The 26,841-nt window shown below is 59.5% G+C and carries 24 protein-coding genes; 19 read left to right on the plus strand and 5 right to left on the minus strand.

Annotated features, from left to right (window positions below; genetic code table 11):
• The first annotated feature begins 136 nt into the window (after window positions 1-136).
• The gene (gene ppsA / locus R6W86_RS02720) at window positions 137-2,473 is read left to right on the plus strand and encodes a phosphoenolpyruvate synthase (protein ID WP_410327952.1); all 2,337 of its coding nucleotides are present in this window, start codon (window positions 137-139) and stop codon (window positions 2,471-2,473) included.
• Window positions 2,474-2,503: 30 nt separating this feature from the next.
• Complete coding sequence (gene rraA / locus R6W86_RS02725; protein WP_410327862.1) at window positions 2,504-2,983, plus strand: ribonuclease E activity regulator RraA; 480 nt, start codon at window positions 2,504-2,506, stop codon at window positions 2,981-2,983.
• 80 nt (window positions 2,984-3,063) lie between these two features.
• Here rraA and R6W86_RS02730 read toward each other — a convergent pair whose 3' ends face one another.
• Window positions 3,064-3,732: a TIGR04211 family SH3 domain-containing protein gene (locus R6W86_RS02730; RefSeq protein WP_410327863.1), complete on the minus strand. Its 669-nt coding sequence runs from the start codon at window positions 3,730-3,732 to the stop codon at window positions 3,064-3,066.
• Window positions 3,733-3,853: 121 nt separating this feature from the next.
• On the minus strand, window positions 3,854-4,153 hold the full coding sequence (locus R6W86_RS02735) for a YciI family protein (RefSeq protein ID WP_410327864.1): 300 nt from the start codon (window positions 4,151-4,153) through the stop codon (window positions 3,854-3,856).
• A gap of 30 nt (window positions 4,154-4,183) precedes the next feature.
• On the opposite strand from R6W86_RS02735, the gene R6W86_RS02740 reads away from it, so the two are divergent.
• Entirely contained in the window at window positions 4,184-5,074 is an 891-nt protein-coding gene (locus tag R6W86_RS02740; protein ID WP_410327865.1) for a PHP domain-containing protein, read from the plus strand.
• On the opposite strand, the gene R6W86_RS02745 is transcribed toward R6W86_RS02740, so the two are convergent.
• Both R6W86_RS02745 and rne read right to left on the minus strand, forming a co-directional pair.
• Window positions 5,059-5,601, minus strand: a complete 543-nt coding sequence (locus tag R6W86_RS02745; RefSeq protein WP_410327866.1) for a YecA family protein — start codon at window positions 5,599-5,601, stop codon at window positions 5,059-5,061. The genes R6W86_RS02740 and R6W86_RS02745 overlap by 16 nt on opposite strands.
• A 3-nt stretch (window positions 5,602-5,604) precedes the next feature.
• Window positions 5,605-8,799, minus strand: a complete 3,195-nt coding sequence (rne, locus tag R6W86_RS02750) for a ribonuclease E (RefSeq protein WP_410327867.1) — start codon at window positions 8,797-8,799, stop codon at window positions 5,605-5,607.
• 596 nt (window positions 8,800-9,395) lie between these two features.
• Here rne and rluC point away from each other — a divergent pair.
• From rluC to R6W86_RS02765, 3 genes are read left to right on the plus strand one after another with little or no spacing between them, the layout of a single operon-like run.
• The gene (gene rluC / locus R6W86_RS02755) at window positions 9,396-10,463 is read left to right on the plus strand and encodes a 23S rRNA pseudouridine(955/2504/2580) synthase RluC (protein ID WP_410327868.1); all 1,068 of its coding nucleotides are present in this window, start codon (window positions 9,396-9,398) and stop codon (window positions 10,461-10,463) included.
• Window positions 10,460-11,107: an HAD family hydrolase gene (locus tag R6W86_RS02760; protein ID WP_410327869.1), complete on the plus strand. Its 648-nt coding sequence runs from the start codon at window positions 10,460-10,462 to the stop codon at window positions 11,105-11,107. Before rluC ends, R6W86_RS02760 begins: the two co-directional genes overlap by 4 nt.
• 39 nt (window positions 11,108-11,146) lie before the next feature.
• Window positions 11,147-12,187: a S49 family peptidase gene (locus R6W86_RS02765; protein WP_410327870.1), complete on the plus strand. Its 1,041-nt coding sequence runs from the start codon at window positions 11,147-11,149 to the stop codon at window positions 12,185-12,187.
• Window positions 12,188-12,194: 7 nt separating this feature from the next.
• On the opposite strand, the gene R6W86_RS02770 is transcribed toward R6W86_RS02765, so the two are convergent.
• Window positions 12,195-12,788, minus strand: coding sequence for a Maf family protein (locus R6W86_RS02770; protein WP_410327871.1), 594 nt, complete (start codon window positions 12,786-12,788; stop codon window positions 12,195-12,197).
• Between the two features lie 108 nt (window positions 12,789-12,896).
• Here R6W86_RS02770 and R6W86_RS02775 point away from each other — a divergent pair, with 108 nt between their 5' ends.
• The 13 genes from R6W86_RS02775 (at window position 12,897) to putP (ending at window position 26,739) form a co-directional block, all read left to right on the plus strand.
• The gene (locus R6W86_RS02775) at window positions 12,897-13,451 is read left to right on the plus strand and encodes a YceD family protein (RefSeq protein WP_410327872.1); all 555 of its coding nucleotides are present in this window, start codon (window positions 12,897-12,899) and stop codon (window positions 13,449-13,451) included.
• A gap of 81 nt (window positions 13,452-13,532) precedes the next feature.
• Window positions 13,533-13,712 carry a 50S ribosomal protein L32 gene (gene rpmF, locus R6W86_RS02780; protein ID WP_048495018.1) on the plus strand — a complete coding sequence of 60 codons (180 nt, stop codon included), beginning with the start codon at window positions 13,533-13,535 and terminating at the stop codon, window positions 13,710-13,712.
• A gap of 44 nt (window positions 13,713-13,756) precedes the next feature.
• On the plus strand, window positions 13,757-14,758 hold the full coding sequence (gene plsX, locus R6W86_RS02785; RefSeq protein ID WP_410327873.1) for a phosphate acyltransferase PlsX: 1,002 nt from the start codon (window positions 13,757-13,759) through the stop codon (window positions 14,756-14,758).
• 110 nt (window positions 14,759-14,868) lie between these two features.
• Window positions 14,869-15,807, plus strand: coding sequence for an ACP S-malonyltransferase (gene fabD, locus R6W86_RS02790; protein ID WP_410327874.1), 939 nt, complete (start codon window positions 14,869-14,871; stop codon window positions 15,805-15,807).
• A gap of 15 nt (window positions 15,808-15,822) precedes the next feature.
• A complete protein-coding gene (gene fabG / locus R6W86_RS02795) occupies window positions 15,823-16,566 on the plus strand; it encodes a 3-oxoacyl-ACP reductase FabG (protein WP_410327875.1) in 744 nt (247 codons plus the stop codon).
• A gap of 135 nt (window positions 16,567-16,701) precedes the next feature.
• Complete coding sequence (gene acpP / locus R6W86_RS02800; RefSeq protein WP_008938713.1) at window positions 16,702-16,935, plus strand: acyl carrier protein; 234 nt, start codon at window positions 16,702-16,704, stop codon at window positions 16,933-16,935.
• 131 nt (window positions 16,936-17,066) lie between these two features.
• Complete coding sequence (fabF, locus tag R6W86_RS02805) at window positions 17,067-18,314, plus strand: beta-ketoacyl-ACP synthase II (protein ID WP_410327876.1); 1,248 nt, start codon at window positions 17,067-17,069, stop codon at window positions 18,312-18,314.
• 6 nt (window positions 18,315-18,320) lie between these two features.
• The gene (locus tag R6W86_RS02810; RefSeq protein WP_410327877.1) at window positions 18,321-19,139 is read left to right on the plus strand and encodes an aminotransferase class IV; all 819 of its coding nucleotides are present in this window, start codon (window positions 18,321-18,323) and stop codon (window positions 19,137-19,139) included.
• Window positions 19,140-19,144: 5 nt separating this feature from the next.
• A complete protein-coding gene (gene mltG, locus R6W86_RS02815) occupies window positions 19,145-20,215 on the plus strand; it encodes an endolytic transglycosylase MltG (protein WP_410327878.1) in 1,071 nt (356 codons plus the stop codon).
• The gene (gene tmk, locus R6W86_RS02820) at window positions 20,212-20,844 is read left to right on the plus strand and encodes a dTMP kinase (protein WP_410327879.1); all 633 of its coding nucleotides are present in this window, start codon (window positions 20,212-20,214) and stop codon (window positions 20,842-20,844) included. The genes mltG and tmk overlap by 4 nt, the downstream gene beginning before the upstream one ends.
• A 101-nt stretch (window positions 20,845-20,945) precedes the next feature.
• The gene (locus R6W86_RS02825) at window positions 20,946-21,725 is read left to right on the plus strand and encodes an AraC family transcriptional regulator (protein ID WP_410327880.1); all 780 of its coding nucleotides are present in this window, start codon (window positions 20,946-20,948) and stop codon (window positions 21,723-21,725) included.
• 183 nt (window positions 21,726-21,908) lie between these two features.
• Window positions 21,909-25,088 carry a bifunctional proline dehydrogenase/L-glutamate gamma-semialdehyde dehydrogenase PutA gene (gene putA / locus R6W86_RS02830; protein ID WP_410327881.1) on the plus strand — a complete coding sequence of 1,060 codons (3,180 nt, stop codon included), beginning with the start codon at window positions 21,909-21,911 and terminating at the stop codon, window positions 25,086-25,088.
• Between the two features lie 160 nt (window positions 25,089-25,248).
• The gene (gene putP / locus R6W86_RS02835; protein WP_410327953.1) at window positions 25,249-26,739 is read left to right on the plus strand and encodes a sodium/proline symporter PutP; all 1,491 of its coding nucleotides are present in this window, start codon (window positions 25,249-25,251) and stop codon (window positions 26,737-26,739) included.
• The last annotated feature ends 102 nt before the right edge of the window (window positions 26,740-26,841 follow it).

Genomic DNA, 26,841 nt, shown 5'->3' on the forward strand with positions numbered 1-26,841 from the left:
CCAAGTTCGAGACTCCGCAGTGGATATTGCCTGCATTTGCCGCTGAATATCGCTGGCCCGGTTTTGCTCTTTGCTTCACAGACTCTAAGGGAGACGCGCTTTGGAAGATTACATCATCTGGTTTGATCACCTCGGAATGTCTGATGTCGACCGGGTAGGCGGAAAGAACGCCTCCCTGGGCGAAATGATCAGTAATCTCGCCAACGCAGGTGTCACCGTTCCCGGTGGTTTTGCCACGACAGCTTACGCCTACCGTGAGTTCCTGGCGACCGACGGTCTCAAGGACAAGATCGATGATGCCCTCGATAAGCTGGACGTTAACGATGTGAACGAACTGGCCCGCGTCGGTTCCCAGATTCGCCAGTGGGTCATCGAGACCGATTTGCCTGAAGTTCTGGAAAAGCCATTGGCAGAGGCCTATGCCAAGCTGCAGGACGGAAACGAGCAAATGGCGGTTGCTGTTCGCTCTTCTGCCACCGCGGAAGACCTCCCGGATGCTTCCTTCGCCGGGCAGCAGGAAACCTTCCTGAACGTGGTGGGCCTTCAGCAGGTGCGCCGCGCGGTCAAGGAGGTCTTCGCCTCCCTGTTCAATGACCGGGCCATTTCCTACCGGGTACACCACGGCTTCGATCACAAGCTGGTGGCCCTGTCCGCTGGTATCCAGAAGATGGTGCGAAGTGAGACGGCGGCCAGTGGCGTCATGTTCACCCTGGATACCGAATCCGGCTTCCGGGACGTCGTCTTCATTACCTCTTCCTACGGCCTCGGCGAGACCGTGGTCCAGGGTGCGGTGAACCCGGACGAGTTCTATGTTCACAAGCCCACCCTGGACGCCGGTCGCCCGGCGGTGCTGCGCCGTAACCTGGGCAGCAAGGCCATCAAGATGGTCTACCATTCCAGCCCCGGCGAAGGCGAGTACGTCGAGACCGTCAAGGTGGACCAGGAAGACCGCAACCACTTCTCCATTACCGATGCAGAGGTGGAAGAACTGGCCAGGCAGGCCATGATCATCGAAAAACACTACAACCGTCCGATGGACATCGAATGGGCGAAGGATGGTGACGATGGCAAGATCTACATCGTCCAGGCGCGCCCCGAGACCGTGAAGAGCCGGGTCGGTGCCAATGTGATGGAGCGGTATCTGTTGAACGAAACCGGCAAGGTGCTGGTGGAAGGCCGCAGCATTGGTCACAAGATCGGCAGTGGTCCGGTGAAAATCATCACCAGCATTAATGAAATGGATCGTGTGCAGCCGGGCGACGTCCTGGTTACCGATATGACGGACCCCGACTGGGAGCCGGTCATGAAGCGTGCCTCCGCGATCGTTACCGATCGTGGCGGCCGGACCTGTCACGCGGCAATCATTGCCCGGGAGCTGGGTATTCCGGCTGTTGTCGGTTGTGGCGACGCCACCGAAGTGCTCAAGGACGGGCAGGACGTGACGGTCTCCTGCGCCGAGGGTGACACCGGCATGATCTACGAAGGCGCACTGGATTTCGAGTTGCGCGAGAATACTGTGGATTCCATGCCGAACATTCCGTTCAAGATCATGATGAACGTCGGCAACCCGGATCGGGCGTTCGATTTCCAGGCACTGCCCAACGAGGGTGTTGGCCTCGCGCGCCTGGAGTTCATCATCAATCGGATGATCGGCGTGCACCCGAAGGCGCTGCTGAACTTTGACGGTCTGCCGCGGGACATCAAGCAGACCGTGGAGAAGCGCATTGCCGGCTATGACTCCCCGGTGGATTTCTACGTGGACAAGCTGGTGGAGGGCATCTCCACCCTGGCGGCTGCGTTTGCACCGAAGAAAGTGATTGTTCGCCTGTCCGACTTCAAATCCAACGAGTACGCCAACCTCATTGGCGGCACCCTGTACGAGCCGGACGAAGAGAACCCGATGCTGGGCTTTCGGGGGGCTTCCCGCTACATCTCCGATACCTTCCGTGACTGCTTCGAGCTCGAGTGCCGTGCCCTGAAGAAAGTACGTAACGAGATGGGCCTGACCAACGTGGAAGTCATGGTGCCGTTCGTACGGACCGTCGGTGAGGCGGAGCAGGTGGTTAACCTGCTGGCCGAGAACGGTCTGAAGCGGGGCGACAATGGCCTTCGGGTCATCATGATGTGCGAGCTGCCAGCCAACGCCTTGCTGGCGGATCAGTTCCTTGAGCACTTTGACGGTTTCTCCATCGGTTCCAACGACCTGACCCAGCTGACCCTGGGTCTGGACCGCGACTCGGGCATCATCGCCCACCTGTTCGATGAGCGGGATGAAGCCGTCAAGATCCTGCTGTTCTATGCCATCCAGGCCTGCAGGAAGGCTGGCAAGTACATCGGTATCTGCGGCCAGGGCCCGTCGGACCACCCGGATCTCGCCAAGTGGCTGATGGATCAGGGCATTGATTCTGTATCCCTGAACCCGGATTCGGTTCTGGACACCTGGTTCTTCCTGGCTGACGAGAAGATCGACTGATTCCATTTCCGGACAAAGGAGAGTGACAACATGGCAGACATTATTACCCCGGATCTGTGTGACGAGTTTCCGGAAGTCCAGGTGGTCGAGCCCGGCTTCAACAACTACGGCGGCGTGAAAAACTTTGGTGGTGAGATTGTTACCGTCAAGTGCTTCGAGGATAACTCCGTGGTCAAGGAGCAGGTGGGGCAGCCTGGTCACGGTCGCGTCATGGTGGTTGATGGCGGTGCCTCAAAGCGCAACGCACTGCTGGGCGATATGCTGGCTGAGAAGGCAGCCAGCAACGGTTGGGCCGGCCTGGTCATCTATGGCTGCATCCGCGATGTGGACGAGATCGGTCAGACCAACCTGGGTGTACAGGCACTGGGGACAGTGCCCCGGAAAACCGATAAGCGTGGCATCGGTGACCTGAATATTCCGGTTGCCTTCCATGGCGTGACTTTTCATCCGGGTCATTACGTGTATGCCGATAATAACGGCATCATCGTCTCCGAGAAGCCGCTGGTCTGATCCGGCGGTCAGGAACGAAGAAGGGCGGCCCGCGGGCCGCCCTTCTTTTTTGCGCGAATGTACTGGACTGAGCGGAAAGGTCAGGCCCAGTTGTCGGTCTTGCGGGTGGGCTTGAGCATGGGAATGATCAGTGCCAGCAGGACCCCCCCGAAGACAAGTCCGGCTCCCAGCAGCATGAAGTCGGACTCCTTGCTCGCCTCCAGTCGCTCGTTTTCGGCGGTCAGTACTTCCAGGTCGTTGCGGAGTTTCTGGTTTTCCTCGTTCAACTCCCGGTTGCGGCGTTCCAGGTTGATGGAATCGGCGGCAATACTCTTGATCCGCTGCAACTCTTCCTGCAGCTGCTGGGAGCGACTGGACAGGTTGGACTCAGCATTTTCCAGAGCATTGCGCTCCTTCGTGACCTCGGACAGTTGTTCTTTTATCTGGGCCAGTTCGGTCTTGGTCTGCTCAAGCTCCCGATTGGCGGCCTGAAGGCGGTCGGCCGCAATGGGCGTGTTGCTCAGATACTGACTCGCCACCCAACCCTCGGTACCCTTGGGTGTTCGGACCTTCGTGTAGCTCTCCCCGGTTTCGAGCACTTCCAGGGCTGTACCACTGGGTACCGCATTCTCGATAATCCGGTACTGGCTACCGGCGCCCGAACGAACAGGAAGGTAGAGCTTGTCATCAACCCATACGGTTCTGGCCTGGGCGGCTGCAATAGATGATACGATGAACAAGAGACTGATGATCAGGCGAAAAGGCGTCACAGATTACATTCCCGGAATTGGATGGTGAAAAACACCAGATGTTAAAGGCGCAATTTTGTCACAGATGACCCGCTGTTCAAGCCGGTCACCATTACAATAAACTCATGCGCGGCCCAGCGCTTCAGGGAAGCACCGCCTTGAAGGGTTTGACCGTCACCTTCTGGTACACGCCGGCGTCAATGTAGGGATCGGCGTCGGCCCAGGCCTGGGCTGCTTCGAGCGAGTCGAATTCGGCAATCACGAGGCTACCGGTAAATCCCGCCTCGCCGGGCTCGGGGGTGTCAATCGCCGGATGTGGCCCGGCAACGAGTAACCGGCCCTCCGCTTTCAGTGCCTGCAGGCGTTCCAGATGAGCTGGGCGTGCAGACTGGCGCAGGGCAAGGCTGTTCTCTATATCTTCACTGATAATGGCGTAATACATGAAGCTCTCTCAACCGGTTAAGGATTTTTTGTGACTATACCCCAACCCCCGAATTTGTGCATTGATCTGCACTGCCACAGCACGGCCTCGGACGGTGCCCTGGCACCGGTGGACCTTATTGTCCGGGCTGCTGAAAAGGGGGTGACGCACCTGGCCCTGACTGATCACGATACCCTGAACGGTCTTCCTGAAGCTGCAAAGGCGGCAAGCGAATCCGGAATCACGCTGGTGTCCGGAATCGAGTTGTCCTGCCTGTGGAAAGGCCGGACGATCCATGTTGTCGGCCTGGATTTTGATCGGGAGGATCCCGCAATCACTGCCCGGGTCGCGCAGCAGACGGACAACCGCCGGGCGAGGGCGGTCATGATAGCCGAGCGGCTCCAGCGCCTGAAAGTGCCGGACTTGTTGGAACGGGCGACCGCCAAGGCCGGTAGTGATGTGCCCGGACGGCCCCATTTTGCCGAAGCGCTGATCGAGGCGGGTGTTGTCCTTAATGCCGCCCAGGCATTCAAACGGTATCTGGGCGCTGGAAAGCCCGGCGATGTGCGTGCCTACTGGCCGGAATTGCCGGAGGTGGTCCAGTGGATCACTGACGCCGGCGGTATTGCGGTGCTGGCGCATCCGCGCAAGTACAAGCTGACTGCCACCAAGCTCCGGGAGCTGACCTCGGAGTTTTGCCGGGCCGGAGGGCAGGGCATCGAGGTGTCCACCTCCGGTCAGTCCAGCGGGGATCTCGGCTTTCTGGCGGAACTCTGCCGGCGCAACGGGATGTGGGCATCCCAGGGCAGTGATTTCCATTTCCCGGGAGCACCCTGGTGTGAACTGGGGAATATCATGAAAATGCCAGACGGGCTGGAGCCGGTCTGGCATCATTTTCGCGAACCTGCGGGTGTTGAAGCTCCGGCTCAGTCCGGAGCGTGAAACAGCAGGTAGAGGTCGGTCAGTGAGTCCGGAATAGCGTCGGCCATCTGGCGGGACAGCTTGTCGCTGTTGCGGACCTTCTGGAAATCCTCGTCATCGAAGAGCCCCGACAGTGTCAGCATGGGAACCATGAGATCTGCGGTTTCCTCCTCGCTGGCGGCCTCCAGCCACTCCTCCTCGTGCTCCAGGAACGTCTCCACGAAACCCGCGCTCCAGTTTTCCAGCGCGTTCATCGGGTCACCGTCCTCGGGCTCCGGAAGTTCCAGGGCCTGCCCCATATCGAGGGCGTGGGCCATGTCCTTTGACAGCTGGGCGACACTGCGGCGGAATACCTCGGGGATTTCGCCACCGGGCACCTGCTCGGTGGCGGTGGCGAGGCGGAAGATATCTTCCGCGCTCAGCTCAACCGGGCCGACGACGCTGGCGCAAACCACGCCGTGGAGCCCGAAAAAGTCCAGGGCGTCATCACCCCAGGGCTCCGCGAACAGGATGTCTTCCAGCGCTTCTATGTCGGAATTGGATAGCATTTATCAGTTACTCCCGGCCTTTTGGGCTTCTTCCGCTGCACGCTGACGGCGACGGACTTCACGTGGATCATTATACGCCCGGCCCGGCGTAACTGGCAGGTCCATTTCCGGCTTTCCGCTCTCACCCTGGAAAATCCGGGGCGCTTCGGGTGCCTTGGGCTCCGGGGCACTCTGTGCGGGCGCCTTCTCTTCCTTCGGCCTTTCAGCCTCAGGCGTGCTGGCGGACTTTGGCGCGGGCTCTTTCTCTTTGGCCTTTGCCTCCGCTTTCGGAGCCTGACCCTCGGGCTTCTCAGCCTGCGGGGCCTCCTTCTTCCTGGCGGTTAGCTGCTCTTCTGCTTTGGGGCTTACCGCCTCTGGCTGGTTTTCTGCCTTTGGCTGCTCAGCCTTTACCGGTTCGGCTTTGGTTGCCTCAGCTTCGCCAGAGTCGGCTTTCACAGGCTCCGTTTTGGCGGCCTGAGGCTTGGGCTCTTCAGAGCTGGCTGCCTCCGGCTTGCGCTCCTCGGACTTGGCTGTGTCAGCTTTGGCGGGCGCCTGTTTGGGCTCTTCGGCTTTAGCAGCCTCCTGCTTGGGAGTGTCTGCTTCCGCCTTCGAAGGCTTGGCCGATTCCTTGCGGGTTGGCTTGGTTTCGGGTTTTTCAGCTTTCTCCGTCGAATCGGCTTTCGCGGGCTGGTCTGCCTTTGCGGGCTTTTCTCCCTGATCCGCCTTCTCCGCCTTAGGCTGTGCGGTATCGGGCCTGGATTTCTTCTCTTCCTCTGCCTTGGCGGGAGCTTGTTGAGCTTCGGCTTTCTCAGCACCTACGCTGGCTGCCGGACGAGATTCCTGCTTCGACTCAGGAGCTTTCTCCGGTGCGGATGACCGTGTTTCGGCCTTCTGCTCGGCGCCCTTGTCTGAAGTATTGACTGCCTTTTCCGGCTCAGCCGCTTTCTCGGGCTGAGTGTCCTTCTGGTGCTTGTCGCTGCGCGCGGCCTTGCGGTCTGCCGGGGAGCTGGAAGGCGCCTCGGCCGGGGAGCCGTCGCGGTTCCGCTGGCGGCGCGGCTTACGGGGTTTGTCACCGCCGGAGCCTTTCTGGGCAGTATCCTTCTGCTCTTTGGGAGGCTGTTGCTCCTTCTGGGGCTTGGCCTGCTGCTGGTCTTTCTGGCCGCGGCTATCCTTCTGTTCGCGGTTGTCCTTCTGGTCCCGCTGCGGACGGTTACGACCCTGGCCGCGGCCCTTGTTGTCCTTGCGTCCTTCAGCGCCTTTGTCCTGGCCTTTCTCGCTGCCCTGACGGCCCTGGCCGCCACGGGTTTGGTCGTCGCTGCGTCCGCGGCCACGGTTACGGGTATCGTCAGCGCGACCTTGTTGCTGGCCTCCCTGGCGGCGATCACTGCTGCGGTTGCCGCCGGAGCGCTGGTCATCCCGGGCTACCCGGGACTTGCGACGATCCTGGGCGCTGCGGTCCTGGCGGGGCGGGCGCTTGCTCTGTTCGCGCTCGTCGCCCTGCTGGCTCTCGCCACCAAAGAAGCAGGCGATCTTGCGACCGAGCCGTCGGAACAGGCCTTCTTCCTGGGAAGCTGCCTCTGCCACTGTAGGCGTCGGTGTCGGCGCCGGTGCGGACGGCCGGATCGCCTTCACGGCAGCCTGTTCGCGTACCGGTTTTTCGGCGCTCGGCGTTTCAAAGATTTCTTCTTCGCGCTCGCTGTATTCCTGGGCTACCTGGTGGCTGGAGATGTGCTCGGGCGCGGTCTCGTCCTGACGGAGGCGCAGAATCTCGAAGTGGGGAGTTTCCATATGTGGCACCGGAACCACCACGACCTGGACGTTCTGGCGTGATTCGATGTCGGCCAGCTGCTTGCGCTTCTCGTTCAGGAGGAAGGTGGCAACGGATACCGGCACGACGGCGCGGACCTCGCCGGTCTTCTCCTTGGAAGACTCCTCGTAGATCAGGCGCATAATACTCAGGGCCAGTGATTCGATGCCACGAATGGTGCCCTGGCCTTCACAGCGCGGGCAGACTTCGCTGCGGGTCTCACCCAGGGACGGGCGCAAACGCTGGCGGGACATTTCCAGCAGGCCGAAGCGAGAGATCTTGCCGACCTGGACCCGTGCCCGGTCGATCTCCAGCGCTTCACGCATTTTCTGTTCCACTTCGCGCTGGTGCTTGGCTGGGGTCATGTCGATGAAATCGATTACGATCAGACCACCCATATCGCGCAGGCGCAGCTGGCGGGCAATTTCTTCTGCCGCTTCCAGGTTGGTCTGCAGGGCGGTTTCCTCGATGTCCTGGCCCTTGGTGGCGCGGGAGGAGTTGATGTCGATGGAAACCAGTGCCTCGGTGGGGTCGATCACGATCGAGCCACCCGAGGGCAGCTTAACTTCCCGCTGGAAGGCGGTTTCGATCTGACCTTCGATCTGGTAACGGCTGAACAGAGGAATCTCGTCCTTGTACAGCTTGATCTTGTTCTCGAAGGTGGGCATCACGGCGCGCACGAAGTTGAGCACGTCTTCGTAGACATTCGCCGCATCAATAAGGACTTCGCCGATGTCCTGGCGGAGGTAATCCCGCACGGCACGGATGATGACGTTGCTTTCCTGGTGGATCAGGAAGGGGGCCTTTCGCTCACCTGCAGCCTGGGTGATTGCTTCCCAGAACTGCACCAGGTAGTCGAGGTCCCACTGGAGCTCTTCGGTGGTGCGGCCTATGCCGGCGGTACGCACGATGATGCCCATGGCCTTGGGAACCTGGACGTTGTTCATGGCTTCCTTGAGCTGGGCCCGTTCCTCACCCTCGATGCGGCGTGAAATGCCGCCTGCACGGGGGTTGTTGGGCATCAGCACCAGGTAACGGCCGGCCAGGGAGATGAACGTGGTCAGGGCTGCGCCCTTGTTACCGCGTTCCTCCTTGTCGACCTGGATGATGACTTCCTGGCCTTCGGATACGACATCCTTGATGTTGATCTTGCCTTCGATCTGGCCTGGGGACTTCTTGAAGTACTCCTTGGAGATCTCCTTCAGGGGCAAGAAGCCGTGGCGCTCGGCGCCAAAGTCCACGAACGCAGCTTCCAGGCTGGGCTCTACACGGGTGATTCGACCCTTGTAGATGTTGGCTTTCTTCTGCTCGCGGGAGCTGGATTCGATATCAAGGTCAAACAGACGCTGGCCATCGACCAGGGCTACGCGCAACTCTTCAGGATGAGTTGCATTGATGAGCATTCTTTTCATGGAAAGAAAGGGTTCCTGTCGTTTGGTTTTGACAGAAAACCGGGGGGATTCGCATCAGCGAAGCGAAACGTGCGTGCCGCGGGCCTGTTACAACTGAGGCACCCGGCGGCCAGACCGAATCAGACCCTTATGGGGCGCGATTCCATTGGTTCAGTACCACCGCCGACGGTCCTTCTGCCTGTTGGCAAGGAGAGGTCGCATAGGGTGAATGTCTGTTGACGCATGTTATCCGTTTTCAGGTTCACACAGGTGCCTGGGTCTCACGTCGTATTTGTAAGCTGGACGGCCCGGCCTTGCGTGGCAATGATTCTTCGCGATGTAGCCCGTCGGTTTTCCGCACGGTTCCTGTTCTTCCGGGGCTTCCTGTCAGCCGTTCATCAGTCTGCGAAAGCAAGGTCCGGAAGCATTTCCTGCGCCGTTCCCGCTATCTGTTCGGGCGCCGGCGTTCAAACTCTCTAATAGTGTCGGTATACTTCTGCCGCTCCGGCTTCTGGCTCGATTAGGCCAGGCCGTAGACAAACGGCAGAGCACGCCGGAATATAACAGTATTACAGCGCCTGTTCAATCCTCCAAACGCGTCGTCCGCAAGGAATTCCATGTCACGCAAGTCTGTTGCGAAAAAACACGCCGGATCCCGCAAGCGGCCACCCGGGCCGACCACACGGAAGGATGGCGGTACCTCGCGGTCTTCCGGCGCGGGGCAGGAGGTGCGCCAAGGTGTCCAGTGGGTTACGGTTGACGAAAACAACGATGATCAGCGGGTGGATAATTTCCTGCTGTCCCGGTTGCGTGGCGTACCCAAAAGCATCATTTACCGGATTGTCCGCAAGGGCGAAGTCCGGGTAAACAAAGGCAGGGTAAAGCCGGATACCCGACTGCGGGCCGGTGATACCGTCCGTATCCCTCCGATCGTTCGCAAGGAAAAGCCGGAGCAAGTGAAGCCCGGGAGCCGGGTTCAGGGAGTGATGGAGGCGGCAGTCATTTTCGAAAATGATCAGATGCTTGTGGTGAATAAGCCCTCCGGTATTGCGGTCCATGGTGGTAGCGGGCTGAGTTTCGGTCTGATCGAGGTGCTACGGTCGGCGCGGCCCGACAGTCGTTTTCTTGAGCTGGTGCACCGGCTGGATCGCGATACCTCCGGTCTGGTGATGATTGCCAAGAAGCGCTCGGCCCTGCGTTACCTGCAGGAAGAATTGCGCCAGAAGCGGGTGCGCAAGTTCTATCACGCCCTGGTCGCCGGAAGCTGGCCGGAAGGTGTGGATCGGGTGGATGAGCCCCTGCTGCGATACGAAATGCCCAATGGGGAGCGTCGGGTTCGGGTCGACACGGCGGGCAAGGCGTCATTGACCACTTTCCGGTGCCTGGAGCGGTTCCAGGGTTATACCCTGGTTGAAGCCTCACCGGTGACCGGCCGGACCCATCAGATCCGGGTGCACAGTGCCTGGGCGGGTCATCCGATCGCGGGCGATGACAAGTATATGGATGAAGTGAGTATGAAAGCCTTCCGTTCCATTGGCGGGCAGCGATTGATGCTTCATGCCAGGGCCCTGGAATTCCGCCTGCCCGGCAGCGACGAGCCGATGCGGCTTGAAGCGCCATATGACGAAGCTTTTGACCTTGTGCTCCGGACCCTCGGGGCGCGCAAAACAGGATCAGAGAAATGAAAGTTAAAGTAGTGATATTTGACTGGGATGGCACCCTGGTGGATTCGGTTGACCACATTGCCGACAGCCTGCATCAGGCGGCGACCGAGCTGGGTTACCCCGAACTGGAGCGTGAGGCCTACCGGGACATCATTGGTCTGGGCATGGTTGAAGCGCTGGAAAAACTGTACCCGGGCATCTCCCGTGAAGAGATGAACACCATTCGCGAGGGTTACGCCCGTTATTTCTTTAGTAAGGTGACCACGCCCCAGAACGTATTCGAAGGCATGGCCGAGCTGGTTGCCGACCTGCGGGAGTTCGGGCGTAGCTGTTCGGTCGCGACCGGCAAGAGCCGCCGGGGACTTGAAAGCGCGCTGGTCACCAGCGGCCTGGGTGAGCACTTCGAAATCACCCGGTGCGCCGATGAGACCCGGTCCAAGCCGGACCCGGCCATGTTGAAGGAAATCCTGGAATTTTACCGGATTGAGCCGTCCGAGGCGGTGATGATTGGCGACACCCGTTATGATCTTGAGATGGCTCGCCGTATCGGTATGCCCTCTATCGGTGTCGAGTGGGGAGTGCACAAGCGGGATGTGCTGGGGGAGTACAACCCCCATGCCATTGTTGAATCAGTGCCGGATCTTCGTAGCATACTGGGACTCTGAGCCCGGTGGTGCCAATGCAGTTGCTGACAGGATGTATGCATGAGTGAGTGGGATTCTGACAAGTCGCCGGAATGGGGTGATGAGCCGGCCAGGAAGTCTTCTGGCCGTTCGTGGCTGGGCAGGAAAGGGCCCGAGATGCCGCAGGAGAGTAATCGCGACTGGAAACTGATCGAGAAGCTGGTCATGTCGCTCCAGGTGGAGCAGCGTCGCAGTCGCCGTTGGGGGATCTTCTTCAAGCTTCTGACATTCGGCTATCTGCTTGCGTTGCTGTTCCTGATCCGCTTTCCGTTCGGGGAAAGTCTCGATGCCGGAATCGGTGCCCATACCGCGGTGATCGAGATCAACGGCACCATCGCCGCGGACGAGCTGGCCAGTGCTGACAATATTGTCGGTTCACTGCGTTCGGCCTTCGAGGCCGGATCGTCGAAAGCCGTGGTGTTGCGAATCAACAGTGGCGGTGGAAGTCCGGTCCAGTCCGGTTACGTTTACGATGAAATCAAGCGGCTTCGGGAAGAGTACCCCGACAAGAAAGTCTATGCGGTTATTTCCGACATTGGTGCTTCCGGCGCTTACTACATTGCCGCGGCCGCGGATGAAATCTACGCCAACAGGGCCAGTCTGGTGGGCTCCATCGGTGTGATCGCCGGAGGCTTCGGCTTTACCGAGGTCATGGACAAGTTGGGCGTCGAGCGCCGGCTGTATACCGCCGGCGACAACAAGGCCTTCCTGGATCCCTTCTCACCGGAGGATGAGGACGAAGTCCAGTTCTGGAGCTCGGTGCTGGAAAATACCCATCGCCAGTTTATCGAGGCGGTAAAGCGAGGGCGGGGTGATCGCCTCGCCGACGACGAGCGGCTTTTCAGTGGTCTGGTCTGGAGTGGCGAGCAGGCACTGGAGTTGGGGCTGATCGACGGCCTGGGCAGCACCTCATCTGTCGCCCGGGAAATTGTTGGTGCGGAGAAGCTGGTGGATTACAGCCGCCGGAAATCCCCGCTCCAGGACTTTGTGGATCAACTGGGTGTTGCTTTTGGCGAGGGCTTTGCCGGTCAGTTGCTCGAATCCCGCCTGGAGTTGCGCTGAGGACCGGTCAGCCCTCAAGCAGCGGGTTGCACCCCCAGTTCCGCAGCATCCCGTTGAGGGCGATCAGGGGTAGACCAACGAGGCTGTTGGGGTCGCGCCCCTCCAGTCGGTCGAACAGGGTGATGCCCAGGCCTTCCATCTTGAAGCTCCCGGCACAGTCATAGGGTTGTTCCCGTTTCAGGTAGCTCTCGATTTCCTCGTCAGAGAGAGTCCGGAAGTGGGCTGTGAAGGGTTCGCAGAGGCGTTGGTATTCGCCGCTATCCGCATCCAGCAGGCACAGGCCGGTCAGGAATACCACTCTGTGTCCGCTGCTCTGGCGTAACTGTTGCACGGCCTGGGCGTGGTTGCCGGGTTTGTGCAGCAGGGTGCCGTCCGGCAGGCAGGCGACCTGGTCGGAGCCGATGATCCAGTGGCCGGGGTGTCTTGCTGCCAGGGCCCGGGCCTTGCTTTCGGCAAGTCGCAGGGCAAGATCGTCCGCGGGCTCATCGGGCCGGGGCGTTTCGTCAATATCCGGGCTTGCGGTGGTAAAGGGCAGGGCCAGGCGCTCCAGCAGGGCTTTGCGGTAGATGGAGGATGAGGCCAATAGCAGGGGTTTGGTCATTGCCGAGGTCCTTTTGTCGTTAAATACCCGTATCCCCATGGTAACCCGTGGCGAAATGGCAACGAAGTCTTTGACAGCGGCGGGTCTCGCCCCTAAAATTGCGCGCCTATGTCAAAAGCGTCAAACGCCGAGTTGCCCAAATCCGTTGATCCCTATCGGTTGGCGGAGCAGAACACCGTGCTGGAGGGAGTAATTCCTCTCAGTGCCTTGGCTCGTTTCAGAGAAGCGGTTCTGGGGTTTGACGAGGGCGCTGCGTGCCGCGTCAGGCTGTCGTTTTCCATGGACAGCGAGCGCCGCCGCATCGTCTCGGGTGAACTGGAAGCACCGGTGGATCTGGAGTGTCAGCGGTGTATGGGGCCAATGGCCACTACGCTGGATTCCCGATTTGTTCTGGGGCTGGTAACCAGTGACGAACAGGCGCAACAGCTGCCAAGAGACCTCGAGCCGTTCCTGACCGATGGGTTCAGTGCGGATCTCTGGGTCATGGCAGAGGATGAGCTGTTGCTGGTGCTGCCGCCGTTCCCGCTTCACGATCGGAATGAGTGTCCGGCCCGGGAAGATCTGGAAGTCCTCGAGCCCGATGGTACTCCGGCCGAGCCGGCAGAGTCGGGAAAAGAGAATCCGTTCAGTGTGCTGGTGGATCTCAAGAAGACGAAGCATTAACCAGGCGCAGCCTCCGATCGGGAGTCGGCGCGTTACAATGAACACACGTTATTTTTACGTTAACAGGTCAGGAGCATAATCATGGCTGTACAGCAAAACCGTAAGACCCGTTCCAAGCGTGGCATGCGCCGTTCTCACGACGCTCTGAGCACTGCTGCTCTGTCCACCGATGCAACCACTGGTGAAGTTCATCGTCGTCACCACGTATCTCCTGACGGCTTTTACCGTGGTAAGCAGGTAATCGAAGCGCGCGACGAGTAATCTCGTTGCGACCAGTCACCGCCCAAGTGTCGGATGGAAGAACCGTGACCCCGGTTACCATCGCAATAGATGCTATGAGCGGTGACCGCGGGCCCGAAGTGGTGGTGTCCGCGGCACTGTTGGCAGTGCGTGAAAACGAAGCCTTGAGCATCATTCTGGTGGGTATCCGGAGTGAGCTCGAGGCTTTTTTGCGTGAGGGTCATGCCCGAATCCGGGTGGTCGAAGCGGCCGATGTGGTCCGGATGAACGAGCGACCCTCCCATGCCCTGCGCCACAAGAAGAATTCCTCCATGGCTGTTGCCCTTGGCCTGGTCCGCGATGGTGAGGCTCAGGGCTGTGTCAGCGCCGGTAATACCGGTGCACTGATGGCCTTCGGCCGTTCCATCATCCGGATGTACCCGGGTATCGAGCGTCCGGCCATTGCCAAACTGATTCCCTCTCTCCGCGGCAAGTGCCATGTCCTGGATCTTGGTGCCAATGTCGATTCCACTGCTGAGAATCTGTACCAGTATGCTCTGATGGGTTCGCTGATGGCCTCGGCCATCTGCAGTCAGACTGAGCCGCGGGTTGCCCTGCTCAATGTGGGCGAGGAAGAGATCAAGGGCAACGAACAGGTGCGCCTTGCTTCCCACATGCTGGCCCAGTGCGAGACCATCAATTACATCGGCTATGTGGAAGGCAGTGATCTGTTCCGGGATGTGGCCGATGTGGTGGTGTGCGATGGTTTTGTCGGCAACATTGCCCTGAAAACCGGTGAGGGTGTGGCTGGTCTGCTGATTGAACTGATGGAGCAGGCGTTTACCCGTTCGCTCTACGGGCGCCTTGTGGGCCTGCTGGCGCGTCCGATCATTGGCCGGCTCCTGCAGCTGATGGATCCGTCCCGGCACAACGGTGCCAGCCTGCTCGGGCTTCAGGGTGTGGTGATCAAGAGTCATGGCAATGCCAATGAGCGTGCCATGCTGGCTGCCATCCGCCAGGCGGTCCGGGAGGTGCAACTGGAAGTCCCCCGCCGCATCAACGAACGGCTGGACGATCTCATGCTCTGAGCCTGAGACTAAAGTCTGTCCCTGGTCAGTCGTGCATTCGCGGATAATTGGCCTAACTTGTACTATTGGCTAATCTCCCGAAACCCTTCAATGACGATAAGATTCGCCCTATGAAATCAGCCTTTATATTTCCCGGACAAGGGGCCCAGTCTGTTGGCATGCTCGGTGACGCTGCCGAAGCCTGGCCCATCATCAACAAGACCTTCGCTGAAGCCTCCAATGTGCTTGGTTACGATCTCTGGCACCTTTGCCAGAAAGGACCGGCCGAGGAGCTCAACCAGACCATGGTTACCCAGCCTGCGCTGCTGACTGCCAGTATCGCGCTGTGGCGCCAGTGGTTTGTGGCCGGCGGTCGTGCACCGAGCTTTGTCGCAGGCCACAGCCTGGGTGAGTACAGCGCCCTGGTTGCTGCCGAAAGCCTGGATTTTGTCGAAGCCGTCAAGCTGGTTCGCCTTCGGGGCGAGCTCATGCAGCAGGCGGTTCCTGCCGGCGAAGGCAAGATGGCCGCTATTCTCGGCCTGGATGATGCCGACGTGGTGGCCGCCTGTGAGAGTGCGGCCCAGGGCGATGTGGTGTCCGCCGTCAACTTCAACGCGCCCGGCCAGGTCGTCATCGCTGGTTCGGCTGCGGCCGTTGACCGCGCCATTGAGGTCTGCAAGGAGCAGGGTGCCCGCAAGGCAATGCCCCTTCCGGTCAGCGTTCCCTCTCACTGTGCATTGATGAAAGGTGCCGCCGAAGAGTTGGCCGAGGCGCTTAACGATGTGCGCTTTAACGATGCTGTCATTCCGGTGGTCCAGAATGTCCACGCGTCGGCTGAAACCGATGCTGACAAACTCAAGGCCAACCTCCTCAAACAGCTCTATTCACCGGTGCTGTGGACCGATTCCGTTCGCAAGCTGGTGTCTGAAGGCGTTGAAATGGCGGTTGAGTGTGGTACCGGGAAAGTTCTGGCCGGACTGATCAAGCGAATTGACCGTAGCCTCCCGGTTTACGGAATCGAGGATCCGGATTCACTGGCGAAGGCTCTGGAAGCCTTCGGCCATTCCTGACGAAAGGAGTCTTTCATGACTTTGGAAGGTAAAGTTGCACTGGTTACCGGCGCAACCCGTGGCATTGGCAAGGCCATTGCTCAAGCGCTCGCGCAGCAGGGCGCCGAGGTTGTAGGTACCGCCACCAGTGAAGCGGGCGCCGAGTCGATTTCGAAGGCGTTTGCGGATGCCGGCCTGAAAGGTTACGGCATCGTCATGGATGTATCGAACCCGGAAAGTATAGAGTCTGGCCTCAAGGCGCTGACGGAAAAATCCGGTGCGCCCCAGATTCTGGTCAATAATGCCGGCATCACCCGGGACAACCTGCTGATGCGCCTGAAAGAGGACGACTGGACATCGGTCCTGGAGACCAACCTGTCCAGTGTATACCGCACCAGCAAGGCGGTCCTGCGTGGAATGGCCAAGGCCAGGTGGGGGCGGATTATCAACATCAGTTCCGTGGTTGCCGGTATGGGGAACCCGGGGCAGGGCAACTACTGCGCCGCCAAGGCCGGTGTTGAAGGTTTTACCCGCAGTCTGGCCAAGGAAATGTCGAACCGTGGTATTACCGCCAACTGTGTGGCGCCGGGCTTTATTGACACGGATATGACCAAAAAACTGGACGACAAGCAGCGCGAGGCTATGCTGGAAATCATACCCGCCGGTCGTCTGGGTGAGCCGGAGGAAGTGGCCGCTGTGGTGGCTTTCCTGGCGTCGGATGCAGCCGCTTACGTGACGGGCGAGACCATTCATGTAAACGGCGGAATGTACATGGGATAAGCCCCATATCCGGGGCTTCTGCGCAACTCCTTGTCGCGCAACATGTTTGACTGAGTCCCTGCTTGTTTGCAGGTAGGGTTTAATCTAAACTGGCAGCACTAGAGTTGCTTGGTTGACACACAAAGTGAGGACATTATGAGTACAGTTGAAGAGCGCGTGAAGAAGATCGTTTGTGAACAGTTGGGCGTTAAAGAGTCCGAAGTTCAGAACACATCTTCTTTTGTAGAGGATCTTGGCGCTGACTCACTGGACACTGTTGAGCTGGTTATGGCCCTGGAAGAGGAATTCGAGACCGAGATTCCTGACGAAGAGGCTGAAAAGCTGGGCACTGTTCAGGACGCGATCGACTACATCGTCGCGCACACCTGATACTCTGCGATTAAGTAAGCCAGGCAAAAAGCCGTCCTTTTGAAATATCGGAGGACGGCTTTTTTATTGGCTGAAATTCAGGTTCAATCGGCGTTTTGTTTTTCCACGGACAAGATCAGGTGCAAGGGGATATGAGTAAACGACGGGTTGTCATCACCGGTATGGGCATGCTTTCACCGGTCGGTAATGATGTGCAGAGCTCCTGGGATGCTATCAAGGCCGGACGCAGCGGAATCGCCATGATCGACCGTTTTGATGCCTCCGGGTACAACACCCGGATTGGCGGGGCGGTCAAGGATCTGAATATCGGCCAGTACCTGTCCACCAAGGATGCCCGGAAACTCGATGCCTTCATTCATTACGGACTGATCGCCGCCCAGCAGGCGGTTGATGACAGCGGTCTTGAACAGTTCGATGACCTTGATCGCGACCGGGTTGGCGTTGCCATCGGTTCCGGTATCGGTGGTCTGGAATTTATCGAGAAGAGTGTCATCCAGATGGAGAAATCCGGGCCCCGGAAGGTCTCTCCATTCTTTGTACCTGCGTCCGTCATCAATATGGTGTCGGGTAATACCGCTATCCGCTTCGGTTACCGTGGCCCCAATATTTCCATTGTGACCGCCTGTACCACCGGTACCCACAACATCGGCTACGCAGCCCGGACCATCGCCTATGGTGATGCTGATGTTATGCTGGCCGGCGGTTCCGAGATGGCGACCACCCGCACTGGCGTTGCGGCGTTTTCTGCGGCCCGGGCCCTCTCCACCCGCAATGACGAGCCCGAAAAGGCCAGTCGTCCATGGGACCGGGATCGGGATGGATTCGTCCTGAGTGATGGTTCCGGTGTGCTGGTGCTTGAGGACCTGGAGCACGCCCTGAACCGTGGTGCAACCATTTATGGCGAAGTGATCGGCTTCGGTATGAGTGATGACGCCTATCATATCACCGCACCGCCGGAGAGCGGCGAGGGCGCTGCCCGCTCCATGCGCAATGCTATCCGCGATGCCGGGATTGATCCGGAGGCAGTGGACTACATCAATGCCCATGGAACCTCCACACAGGTGGGTGATGTTGCCGAGGTCAAAGCCGTTAAAGGTGTTTTCGGCACCCACGCCGAAAAGCTGACCATGAGCAGCACCAAGTCCATGACTGGCCACCTGCTGGGCGCAGCGGGCGCGGTGGAGGCCATTTTCTCGATCCTGGCCTTGCGGGAGGGCATCCTGCCGCCGACCATCAACCTGGACAACCCCGATGAGGGCTGCGATCTGGATCTGGTCCCCAATGAGTGCCGCAAGGCGGATCTGCAGGTGGCTTTGTCGAACTCGTTCGGCTTTGGTGGCACCAACGGAACACTGATCTTCCACCGCTACGAGGATTGATCGGGCGTGCTGGGGGTGTTCTGGGCGGAAGATGGCGGCCTGCCTGCGAACGACCGCGGCCTGGCCTATGGTGACGGCCTGTTTGAAACCATTCTCATGGTCGGTGCCCGGGGTACCCTGGTGGGCTACCACCTGGACCGTCTGGTCCGGGATGCAGGAAGGTTGGGCATTCCGGTGACCAGGGCGGAGGTTCAGGAAGTCTATGACCGTGCCGCCAGTCATTATGGCCACTCCCGCGCTGATACCCGCTGGGTGCTGAAACTGATTCTGACCCGTGGCGCCGGAGGGCGTGGTTACCGTCCCGATCCGGATATGACGCCGAATCTGCTCGTTTCCGCCAGTGCTGCACCGCCCGGTGTTCCTTCCGAAGGTGTTGCGGTCACCTATTCCCGCATTCCCCTGACCGTCAACCCACTGATCGCGGGCATCAAGTCCCTGAACCGTCTGGAGCAGGTGATGGCGGCTCGGGAACTGAGCGAGGAGGTCTTTGAAGTCCTGCAGTCCAATGGGGACGGCGAGCTTTTGGAAGGAACCCGGACCAACCTGTTGTTGTACACTACGGAAGGCTGGATTACGCCTCCGTCGGAGTCGCTGGCGGTTGCCGGCGTCATGCGCGACTGGGTTCTGGGGCGTCTTGAGGCCAGGGGCGACCTCGTGATTGAGCGCCCGCTGTTGCCGGAACATATCGTGGGGCCGGGATGTCGGGCGTTCTATCTGCTGAACAGCGTCCTCGGAGTGGTTGCGGTTCGAAATCTTGCCGGTCAAGATTTGCCTGTCGATCGCGGACTTGCGACAATCTGCGATCCGCTCAAAACACTGGAATAAGTTCTTTGCTCAAGAAGTTACTGATTGTTTGCGTATCTCTTATCGTGCTGGCGGCCGCCGGCACCGGACTGTGGGTCTGGCAGGGGCTGGAAACCCTTGAGAAGCCGGTAAGTATCGAAGAACCCGTGCTGCTCAATGTGCCGGCGGGAACCGCCTTTAGCCGGGTTGCGCAGCAACTTGAAGCCGAGGGCCTCGTTGAAAAAAGCCTTTGGCTCAGGCTTCATGGCCGGCTGAATCCGGAACAGGTCCGTATCAAGGCCGGTGAGTATGAATTTACCGATGGCATGTCGGCACGGGACATGGTCGAAGCCATGGTGGCCGGTGATGTAAAGCACTGGAGTATCCAGTTCATCGAGGGCTGGACCTTCAAGGACATGAGGGCCGCGCTGGCCAGTGCCGAAAGACTCCGCCAGGAAACCGCCGACTGGAGTGACGAGGAAGTCATGGCGGCGATGGGCGCGGAGGGTGAGCACCCGGAGGGCCGTTTCTTTCCGGATACCTACCTGTTCGTCAGCAGTGATTCCGACCTGGATCTACTGAAACGTTCCTTCAACCGCATGGAAACCGTCCTGGCGGAAGAATGGGAAAGCCGCGAGAAGGGCCTGCCCTACGACAGCCCCTACGAGGCGTTGATCATGGCCTCGATAGTCGAGCGGGAGACCGGTGTCCCCCACGAACGGGACGAAGTGGCCGGGGTCTTTGTGCGTCGTCTGGAGAAGGGCATGCGACTGCAAACGGATCCAACCGTGATCTACGGAATGGGTGATAACTACCAGGGCCGGATCGGCAGCAAGGATCTGCGCACCTACACTCCCTACAACACCTACCGGATTGATGGTCTGCCGCCGACTCCCATTGCTCTTCCGGGTCAGGAGGCAATTCACGCGGCCTTGCACCCAAAAGACGGAGGTTCCCTGTACTTTGTTGCCCGGGGTGATGGCACCCACAAGTTTTCGCGCACCCTCGCGGAGCATCAGAAAGCGGTACGGGAATTCCAGCTCAACCGTCGTGACGACTACCGGTCGTCTCCGACTCCCGGGAATGGCGAGAACGCCAGCCAGGAGCAGAGCCGGTGAAGCGGGGTCAGTTCATCACCTTTGAGGGTACCGAGGGCGTCGGCAAGTCCACCCAGCTGACCAATGCTGCCGAGGTGCTGCGTTCCGAAGGCATTGATGTGGTTGTCACCCGGGAGCCGGGTGGGACACCCATGGCTGAATCGATTCGTGAGTTGCTGCTCGCGCCCCGGGATGAGCCAGTGCACGAGCTGACGGAGCTTCTGCTGATGTTTGCGGCCCGCGCCCAGCATCTGCATACCCGGATTCTTCCGGCACTGGAAGCTGGTCAATGGGTGCTTTGCGACCGCTTTACCGACGCGACATTCGCTTATCAGGGCGGTGGGCGTGGAGTGTCCTGGGAGCGTATTGCCCTCCTGGAAAACCTGGTTCAGGGCGATATTCGGCCGGACCATATCATTCTCCTGGATGCGCCGGTAGAAACAGGTATGGCGAGGGCCCGTCACCGGGGTGACCTGGATCGCTTCGAACAGGAGGCCGTGTCCTTTTTCCAGCGCATTCGCGACACCTATCTTGAGCGTGCCGGCAATGCCCCGGACCGTTACCACCGTGTTGATGCCGCGGCCCCGTTGGCGGAAGTCAGCGAGCAGGTCGCCTGCCTTGTCCGTTCCCTGGTTGCCGCCTCCCGCTGATCCGGACGGAGTAAAAATGACCAGAAACTGCCCGTTTCGTGCACTTTCTGTCCGGATCTGATTTAATTGAGTGAAATTCTCAGTTGAAGCCGGTTGTCACCATGCTTGACGCTCGCCTGTTAAAGCTGCCTATTGCATCGCACCAACACCGTCACGAGCACCATCAAGTGGTCGTTGGTGTCCGGGGCGAGGCTGATCTGAGCGTTGACGGCACCGGTTCCCATCTGGACACCTGGAAAGCCTGCCTGGTGCCCACGGAGGCAAGGCACGACTACCGCGGCGACAACCAGAACCACGTCCTGGTAATCAACCTGGATCCCTACATGCCGGCGCTCAATACGCCGGCCCACAGGGATTATGAGCGGATGGCGCCGCTGTTCGAACGGCCGCGGACGCTGGAGATGGATAACCGGCTTCAGGGCCTTGTCCAGTTTGCTGCCGGGGAGTTCGACCGGGCTCCGGACAACGACGGCCTGAAGCGTCACCTGGCCGCAAGTATTCTCCACTGCATGGCCGAGAGACTGAACGACACCCGCGAGGTAATCACCAACCGGAATACCCTCAGTCCCGAGGTGATCCGCCGCTACATCATGGAGAACCTGCACCGAAAGATCCGGGTGGAAGATCTGGCCGGCGTGGCCTGCCTCAGTGTCAGCCGATTCCACGAGATGTTCCGCGAAGTCACCGGCATCACGCCCCATCAGTTCCTGTTGCAGACCCGCATTGATCAGGCCGTGCAGCTTCTGGTTTCCACATCACTGTCGGTGTCGGAGGTCAGTTATCGCACAGGCTTCTCTTCCCAGAGCGCCCTTACCAACACACTGCGCAAACACAAGGGAGCGACCCCTTCGAAACTGCGATTTGGCGAAAAAGTCGCCTAAACCTGTAAAAAACTGCCTGTTCCGGACGTTTTTACAAAAGATTCGTAGGATTTTGTAAGCCGTGGATCCGTAGTAATACTAACTTATACCCTCAATGAACTGCCGTAAGGACGCAGCGGCTTCTTTATAAAAAGGATAAATGGTCGACCGGTATGCGTACCGGGTTCTTTCAGGGGCGCTTAGATGTTTCAAGCGAGCAGGGTATTAGAGCCGGTTTTTCAGGAGCAGCCGAGATCCTTTTTCTGGCATGCCCTGACCGCCAACTATGCCGTTGATGAGTCCGCCTACCTGAATGAGCTGATCCCCCTTGCCCAGAGCGATACCGCCGAACACCGGGCCGTGACCGCCGCTGCAACCGATTTGATCCGGAAAGTCCGGGAGCAGGACGACGCGGTCCACATGGTCGATGCACTGCTCCAGCAATACAGCCTCGACACCGAAGAGGGCATTCTGCTGATGTGCCTGGCCGAGGCGCTGATGCGTATCCCGGATAAGCATACGGCCGATGCGCTAATTGAAGACAAGATGTCCGTTGCGGACTGGAACCGGTATGTGGGCCGCAGTGAATCCACGCTGGTGAACGCTTCCACCTGGGGGCTGTTGTTGACCGGCCGCGTGGTCAGAATGGACAAGCGCCTGGACGGCTCGCCCTCCAATATCTGGAAGCGATTGGTGAAGCGCAGTGGCGAACCGGTTATCCGTAGTGCCATGTACAAGGCCATGGCAATCATGGGTAAGCAGTTCGTGCTTGGCCGTGATATCGATGAGGCATTAAATAACGCCCGTGAATACCGGCAGCTGGGCTACACCTACTCCTTTGACATGCTCGGTGAAGCGGCGTTGACCGAAGAAGATGCCGGGCGCTACCTGAAGGACTATCTCGGCGCGATTGAAGCCGTCGGTAACGACAGCTATCCCGGCAACGGGGCCCCGCGCCCGTCCATCTCGATCAAGCTCTCCGCCCTGCATCCCCGCTACGAAGTGGCGCAGGAACACCGGGTGATGGAGGAGCTTTACGAAACGGTCTGTGACCTGATCGCGGTCGCCCGTCGGAACAATGTGGCCATTACCATCGATGCCGAGGAAATGGACCGGCTGGAGTTGTCCCTGAAGCTTTTCGAGAAGGTCTACAGCTCGGAAACCGTCAAGGGCTGGAGCGGCTTTGGTATGGTGATCCAGGCCTATTCCAAGCGTGCCTTGCCGGCGCTGTGCTGGCTGACGAAGCTGGCCAAGGAGCAGGGTGACGAGATTCCCATCCGCCTGGTCAAGGGCGCTTACTGGGATACCGAGATCAAGATCTGCCAGCAGTTGGGGCTGGAAGGTTACCCGGTCTTTACCCGGAAAGAAGCGACGGATACCTCCTACCTGGCCTGTCTGCGTTACCTGCTCAGTGACTACACTCGCGAAGCACTCTACCCGCAACTGGCCAGCCACAATGCCCACACGGTGGCGTCGGCCCTGGCCATGGCCCGTGACAAGGGCAGGGAGTTCGAGTTCCAGCGCCTGCACGGCATGGGCGATGCCCTGTATAACAGCATCCTGCGGGAGCACGACATTCCGGTCCGGATCTATGCCCCGGTCGGTGCCCATAAGGACCTGTTGCCCTACCTGGTGCGACGGCTTCTCGAGAATGGCGCCAACTCTTCTTTCGTCCACCGGTTGGTGGATGCCGAGACGCCGGTGGAAGACCTGGTCCTGAACCCGGTCCAGGAGCTGCAGAAATACCCGGCACTGGCCAATGACCGGATTCCGCTACCCGAACGCATCTATGGCGGCGAGCGGACCAATTCCCGTGGCCTGAATACCCATGTGGAGGCGCATCTGGAGCCGCTGCTCGGTCGCCTGGGACAGTGGGCCAGTACCAGTTGGCATGCCGGTCCGGTAATCCGGGGCACCCGGGTGCTTGAAGGGCAGCGCAACGAAGTGTGCTCCCCCTACGACGTATCAAAAAGCCCGGGAACCGTGGTATGGGCAGGCAGGGATCAGGCCGAAGACGCATTGGCCACGGCTGATTCGGGTTTCCGGGCGTGGAACGAGCGGCCGGTGGCCGAGCGCGCCCGGTATCTGGAACGGTATGCGGATCTGCTCGAGCAGAACATGGAAGAACTGATGGCGATCTGCTGTCGCGAAGCGGGCAAGACCATCCAGGACGGAATCGACGAGGTCCGTGAGGCGGTGGATTTCTGCCGCTACTATGCGATCCAGGGTCGTGCGCGCTTTGGCAGCCCGATTGCTCTGCCGGGACCGACCGGTGAGAGCAATGAACTGTATATGGAAGGCCGGGGTGTTTTCCTGTGCCTCAGCCCCTGGAACTTTCCGCTGGCCATCTTTGCCGGCCAGGTCATGGCGGCTCTCGTGGCCGGCAATACCGTGATTGCCAAGCCGGCGGAGCAGGCCAGCCTCGTTGCGTTCCGGGCCGTGGAGCTGATGCTCGAGGCAGGGTTTCCGCCGGATGTGATTCAACTGTTACCCGGTGATGGCGAAGAACTTGGCGGCATTCTGACCCCGGACCCCAGGATTGCCGGCATCGCCTTCACCGGATCTACACAGGTTGCCCATCTGCTGAACCGGACACTGGCCGGCCGGGATGGAGCAATCGTACCTCTGATCGCCGAGACCGGGGGGCAGAACGCCATGATCGTGGACAGCAGTGCGCTCCCCGAGCAGGTGGTGCGCGATGTGTTGCAGTCCGCCTTCGCCAGTGCCGGGCAGCGCTGTTCGGCGCTGCGGGTGCTGTATGTACAGAAAGATGTGGCGGATCGCATGGAGACCATGCTTGCCGGTGCCATGCAGCAACTATCCGTTGGCAATCCGGAGCTGTACCGCACTGATGTCGGCCCGGTGATTGATGCGGAGGCCAGGCAGGCGCTCCAGGCACATCTGGACGAACTCGACCGGAACGCACGGCTGATTGCCAGGACGCCGGTGCCGTGGACCTGCCAGTCGGGCCATTTCGTTGCCCCGTCCGCGTATGGCATCGAAAGCATAAATGATTTGAAAGACGAGAACTTTGGGCCAATTCTTCATGTAGTTCGTTACGATGCCGAGCGGCTGGATGAGGTCATCGATGAGATCAACGGTAGCGGTTACGGTCTGACTCTGGGCATTCATAGCCGGAGCGAGTCCACCGTATCGTATATCGAGCAGCGGGTGAAAGTGGGTAACACCTATGTCAACCGCAATCAGATCGGAGCAGTGGTGGGGGTTCAGCCCTTCGGAGGCCGGGGCCTTTCCGGTACCGGTCCCAAGGCCGGTGGCCCCCATTACCTGCAGCGCTTTTCAACAGAGCGCACAAGGACGGTCAATACCACGGCGGTCGGGGGTAACGCCTCGTTGCTGTCGTTGGGCATTGAAAAGGTTTAAGGATCAAAAGAACAGAAGACATGGATGTCTCACTGAATTCGGGCGGTGATGTGCCTGAATCAGGGTTGTCCCTCTCATCCTGGACCCAGGGTGCAGAAGGAGAGCCGTTGCAAGTCAACAACAAGTAACCCAAAAAGCGCACGGGGAGAAAACCGAAATGATAGGAAACAACGTAGGGGTCACGATAACCTTTATCGCCTACATCCTGCTGATGCTGGGCATCGGTTATGTGGCCTGGAAGCGTACTTCCAACCTCTCTGATTACATTCTCGGCGGCCGTTCCCTCGGTCCGCTGCCTTCTGCACTGAGTGCTGGTGCCTCCGATATGAGTGGCTGGTTGCTGCTGGGTCTGCCCGGTTATGCCTATGCCGCCGGTTTCGAGGCCATCTGGATTGCCGTCGGCCTGCTGGTCGGTACCTGGCTGAACTGGCTGTTTGTCGCCAGCCGTCTGCGGACCTACTCGCTCTCCGCCGGCGACTCGCTCACGCTGCCGTCGTTCTTCGAGAACCGGTTCAATGACACCAGCCGGATCCTCCGAGTGGTCTGTGCGTTCTTTATCCTGCTGTTCTTCCTGTTCTACACCAGCTCCGGTTTGGTCGCGGGCGGCAAGCTGTTTGAAACCGTATTCGGCCTGGATTACACCGTCGCAGTAGTGGTGGGCACCATCGCGGTGGTTTCCTACACCTTCTTCGGTGGCTTCCTGGCGGTTTCATGGACCGATGTCGTGCAGGGCCTGCTGATGTTTGCCGCCCTGCTGTTGGTACCTATCATGGCCTTGAGCCTGGCCGGTGGCTGGGACGCGACTTCTGCAGCCATGTCTGCCAAGAACCCGGAGCTGTTGAATGCCTTCACAAGCACAGACGGTGAGTCCCTCGGCATCCTGGCCATCCTGTCCCTGCTGGGCTGGGGGCTGGGTTACTTTGGGCAACCGCACATTCTGGCGCGCTTCAAGGCGATCCGCAGCGAGGATGATGTCCCTGCAGCCCGCCGTATCGCCGTAATCTGGAGTGGGCTGGGTCTGCTGGGCGCCCTGCTGGTTGGCTTCGCGGCCATCGGCTACTTCGATACTCCCCTGGAAGACGGCGAACGCGCTTTCATGCTGCTGGTGGATGCACTGTTCCATCCGGTGATTGCCGGTATCCTTCTGGCGGCTATCCTGGCGGCCATCATGAGTACTGCTGACTCCCAGCTGCTGGTATCCTCCTCTGCGCTCGCCGAGGACTTCTACAAGGCGCTCTTCCGTAAGGAAGCTTCTCAGTCCGAGCTGATCTGGGTTGGCCGTTTTGCCGTGGTTGGTATCGCGATTGTCGCCTGTATCCTGGGCCTGAACCCGGACAGCAAGGTCCTGGAACTGGTGTCCTATGCCTGGGCAGGCTTCGGTGCCGCCTTCGGTCCGGCCCTGATCCTCTCCCTGTTCTGGCGTGAAATGACCAGGGAGGGCGCCATTGCCGGCATCATCGTCGGTGGTGTGACCGTTGTGATCTGGGGCAACATGTCCGGTGGCATCCTTGATCTGTACGAGATCATTCCGGGCTTCATCTTCGCCACTATCGCCATCGTGGTTGTATCCAAGTTCGGCGACAAGCCGCATGCCGATATCCTGGCCGGCTTTGACAAGGCCATCAAGGCACGGTACCACAACCTGCCGTAAGGCAGTGACTGTGGCCGGGAGGTGATCCCGGATACGAAAAGCCCCCGTCAGCTGTGTCGGGGGCTTTTTTGTGCCGTAACAGAAAGTTATGTTTGCCTCAGT

The organism is Marinobacter sp. (genome assembly GCF_046484525.1).
GTDB lineage: Bacteria > Pseudomonadota > Gammaproteobacteria > Pseudomonadales > Oleiphilaceae > Marinobacter.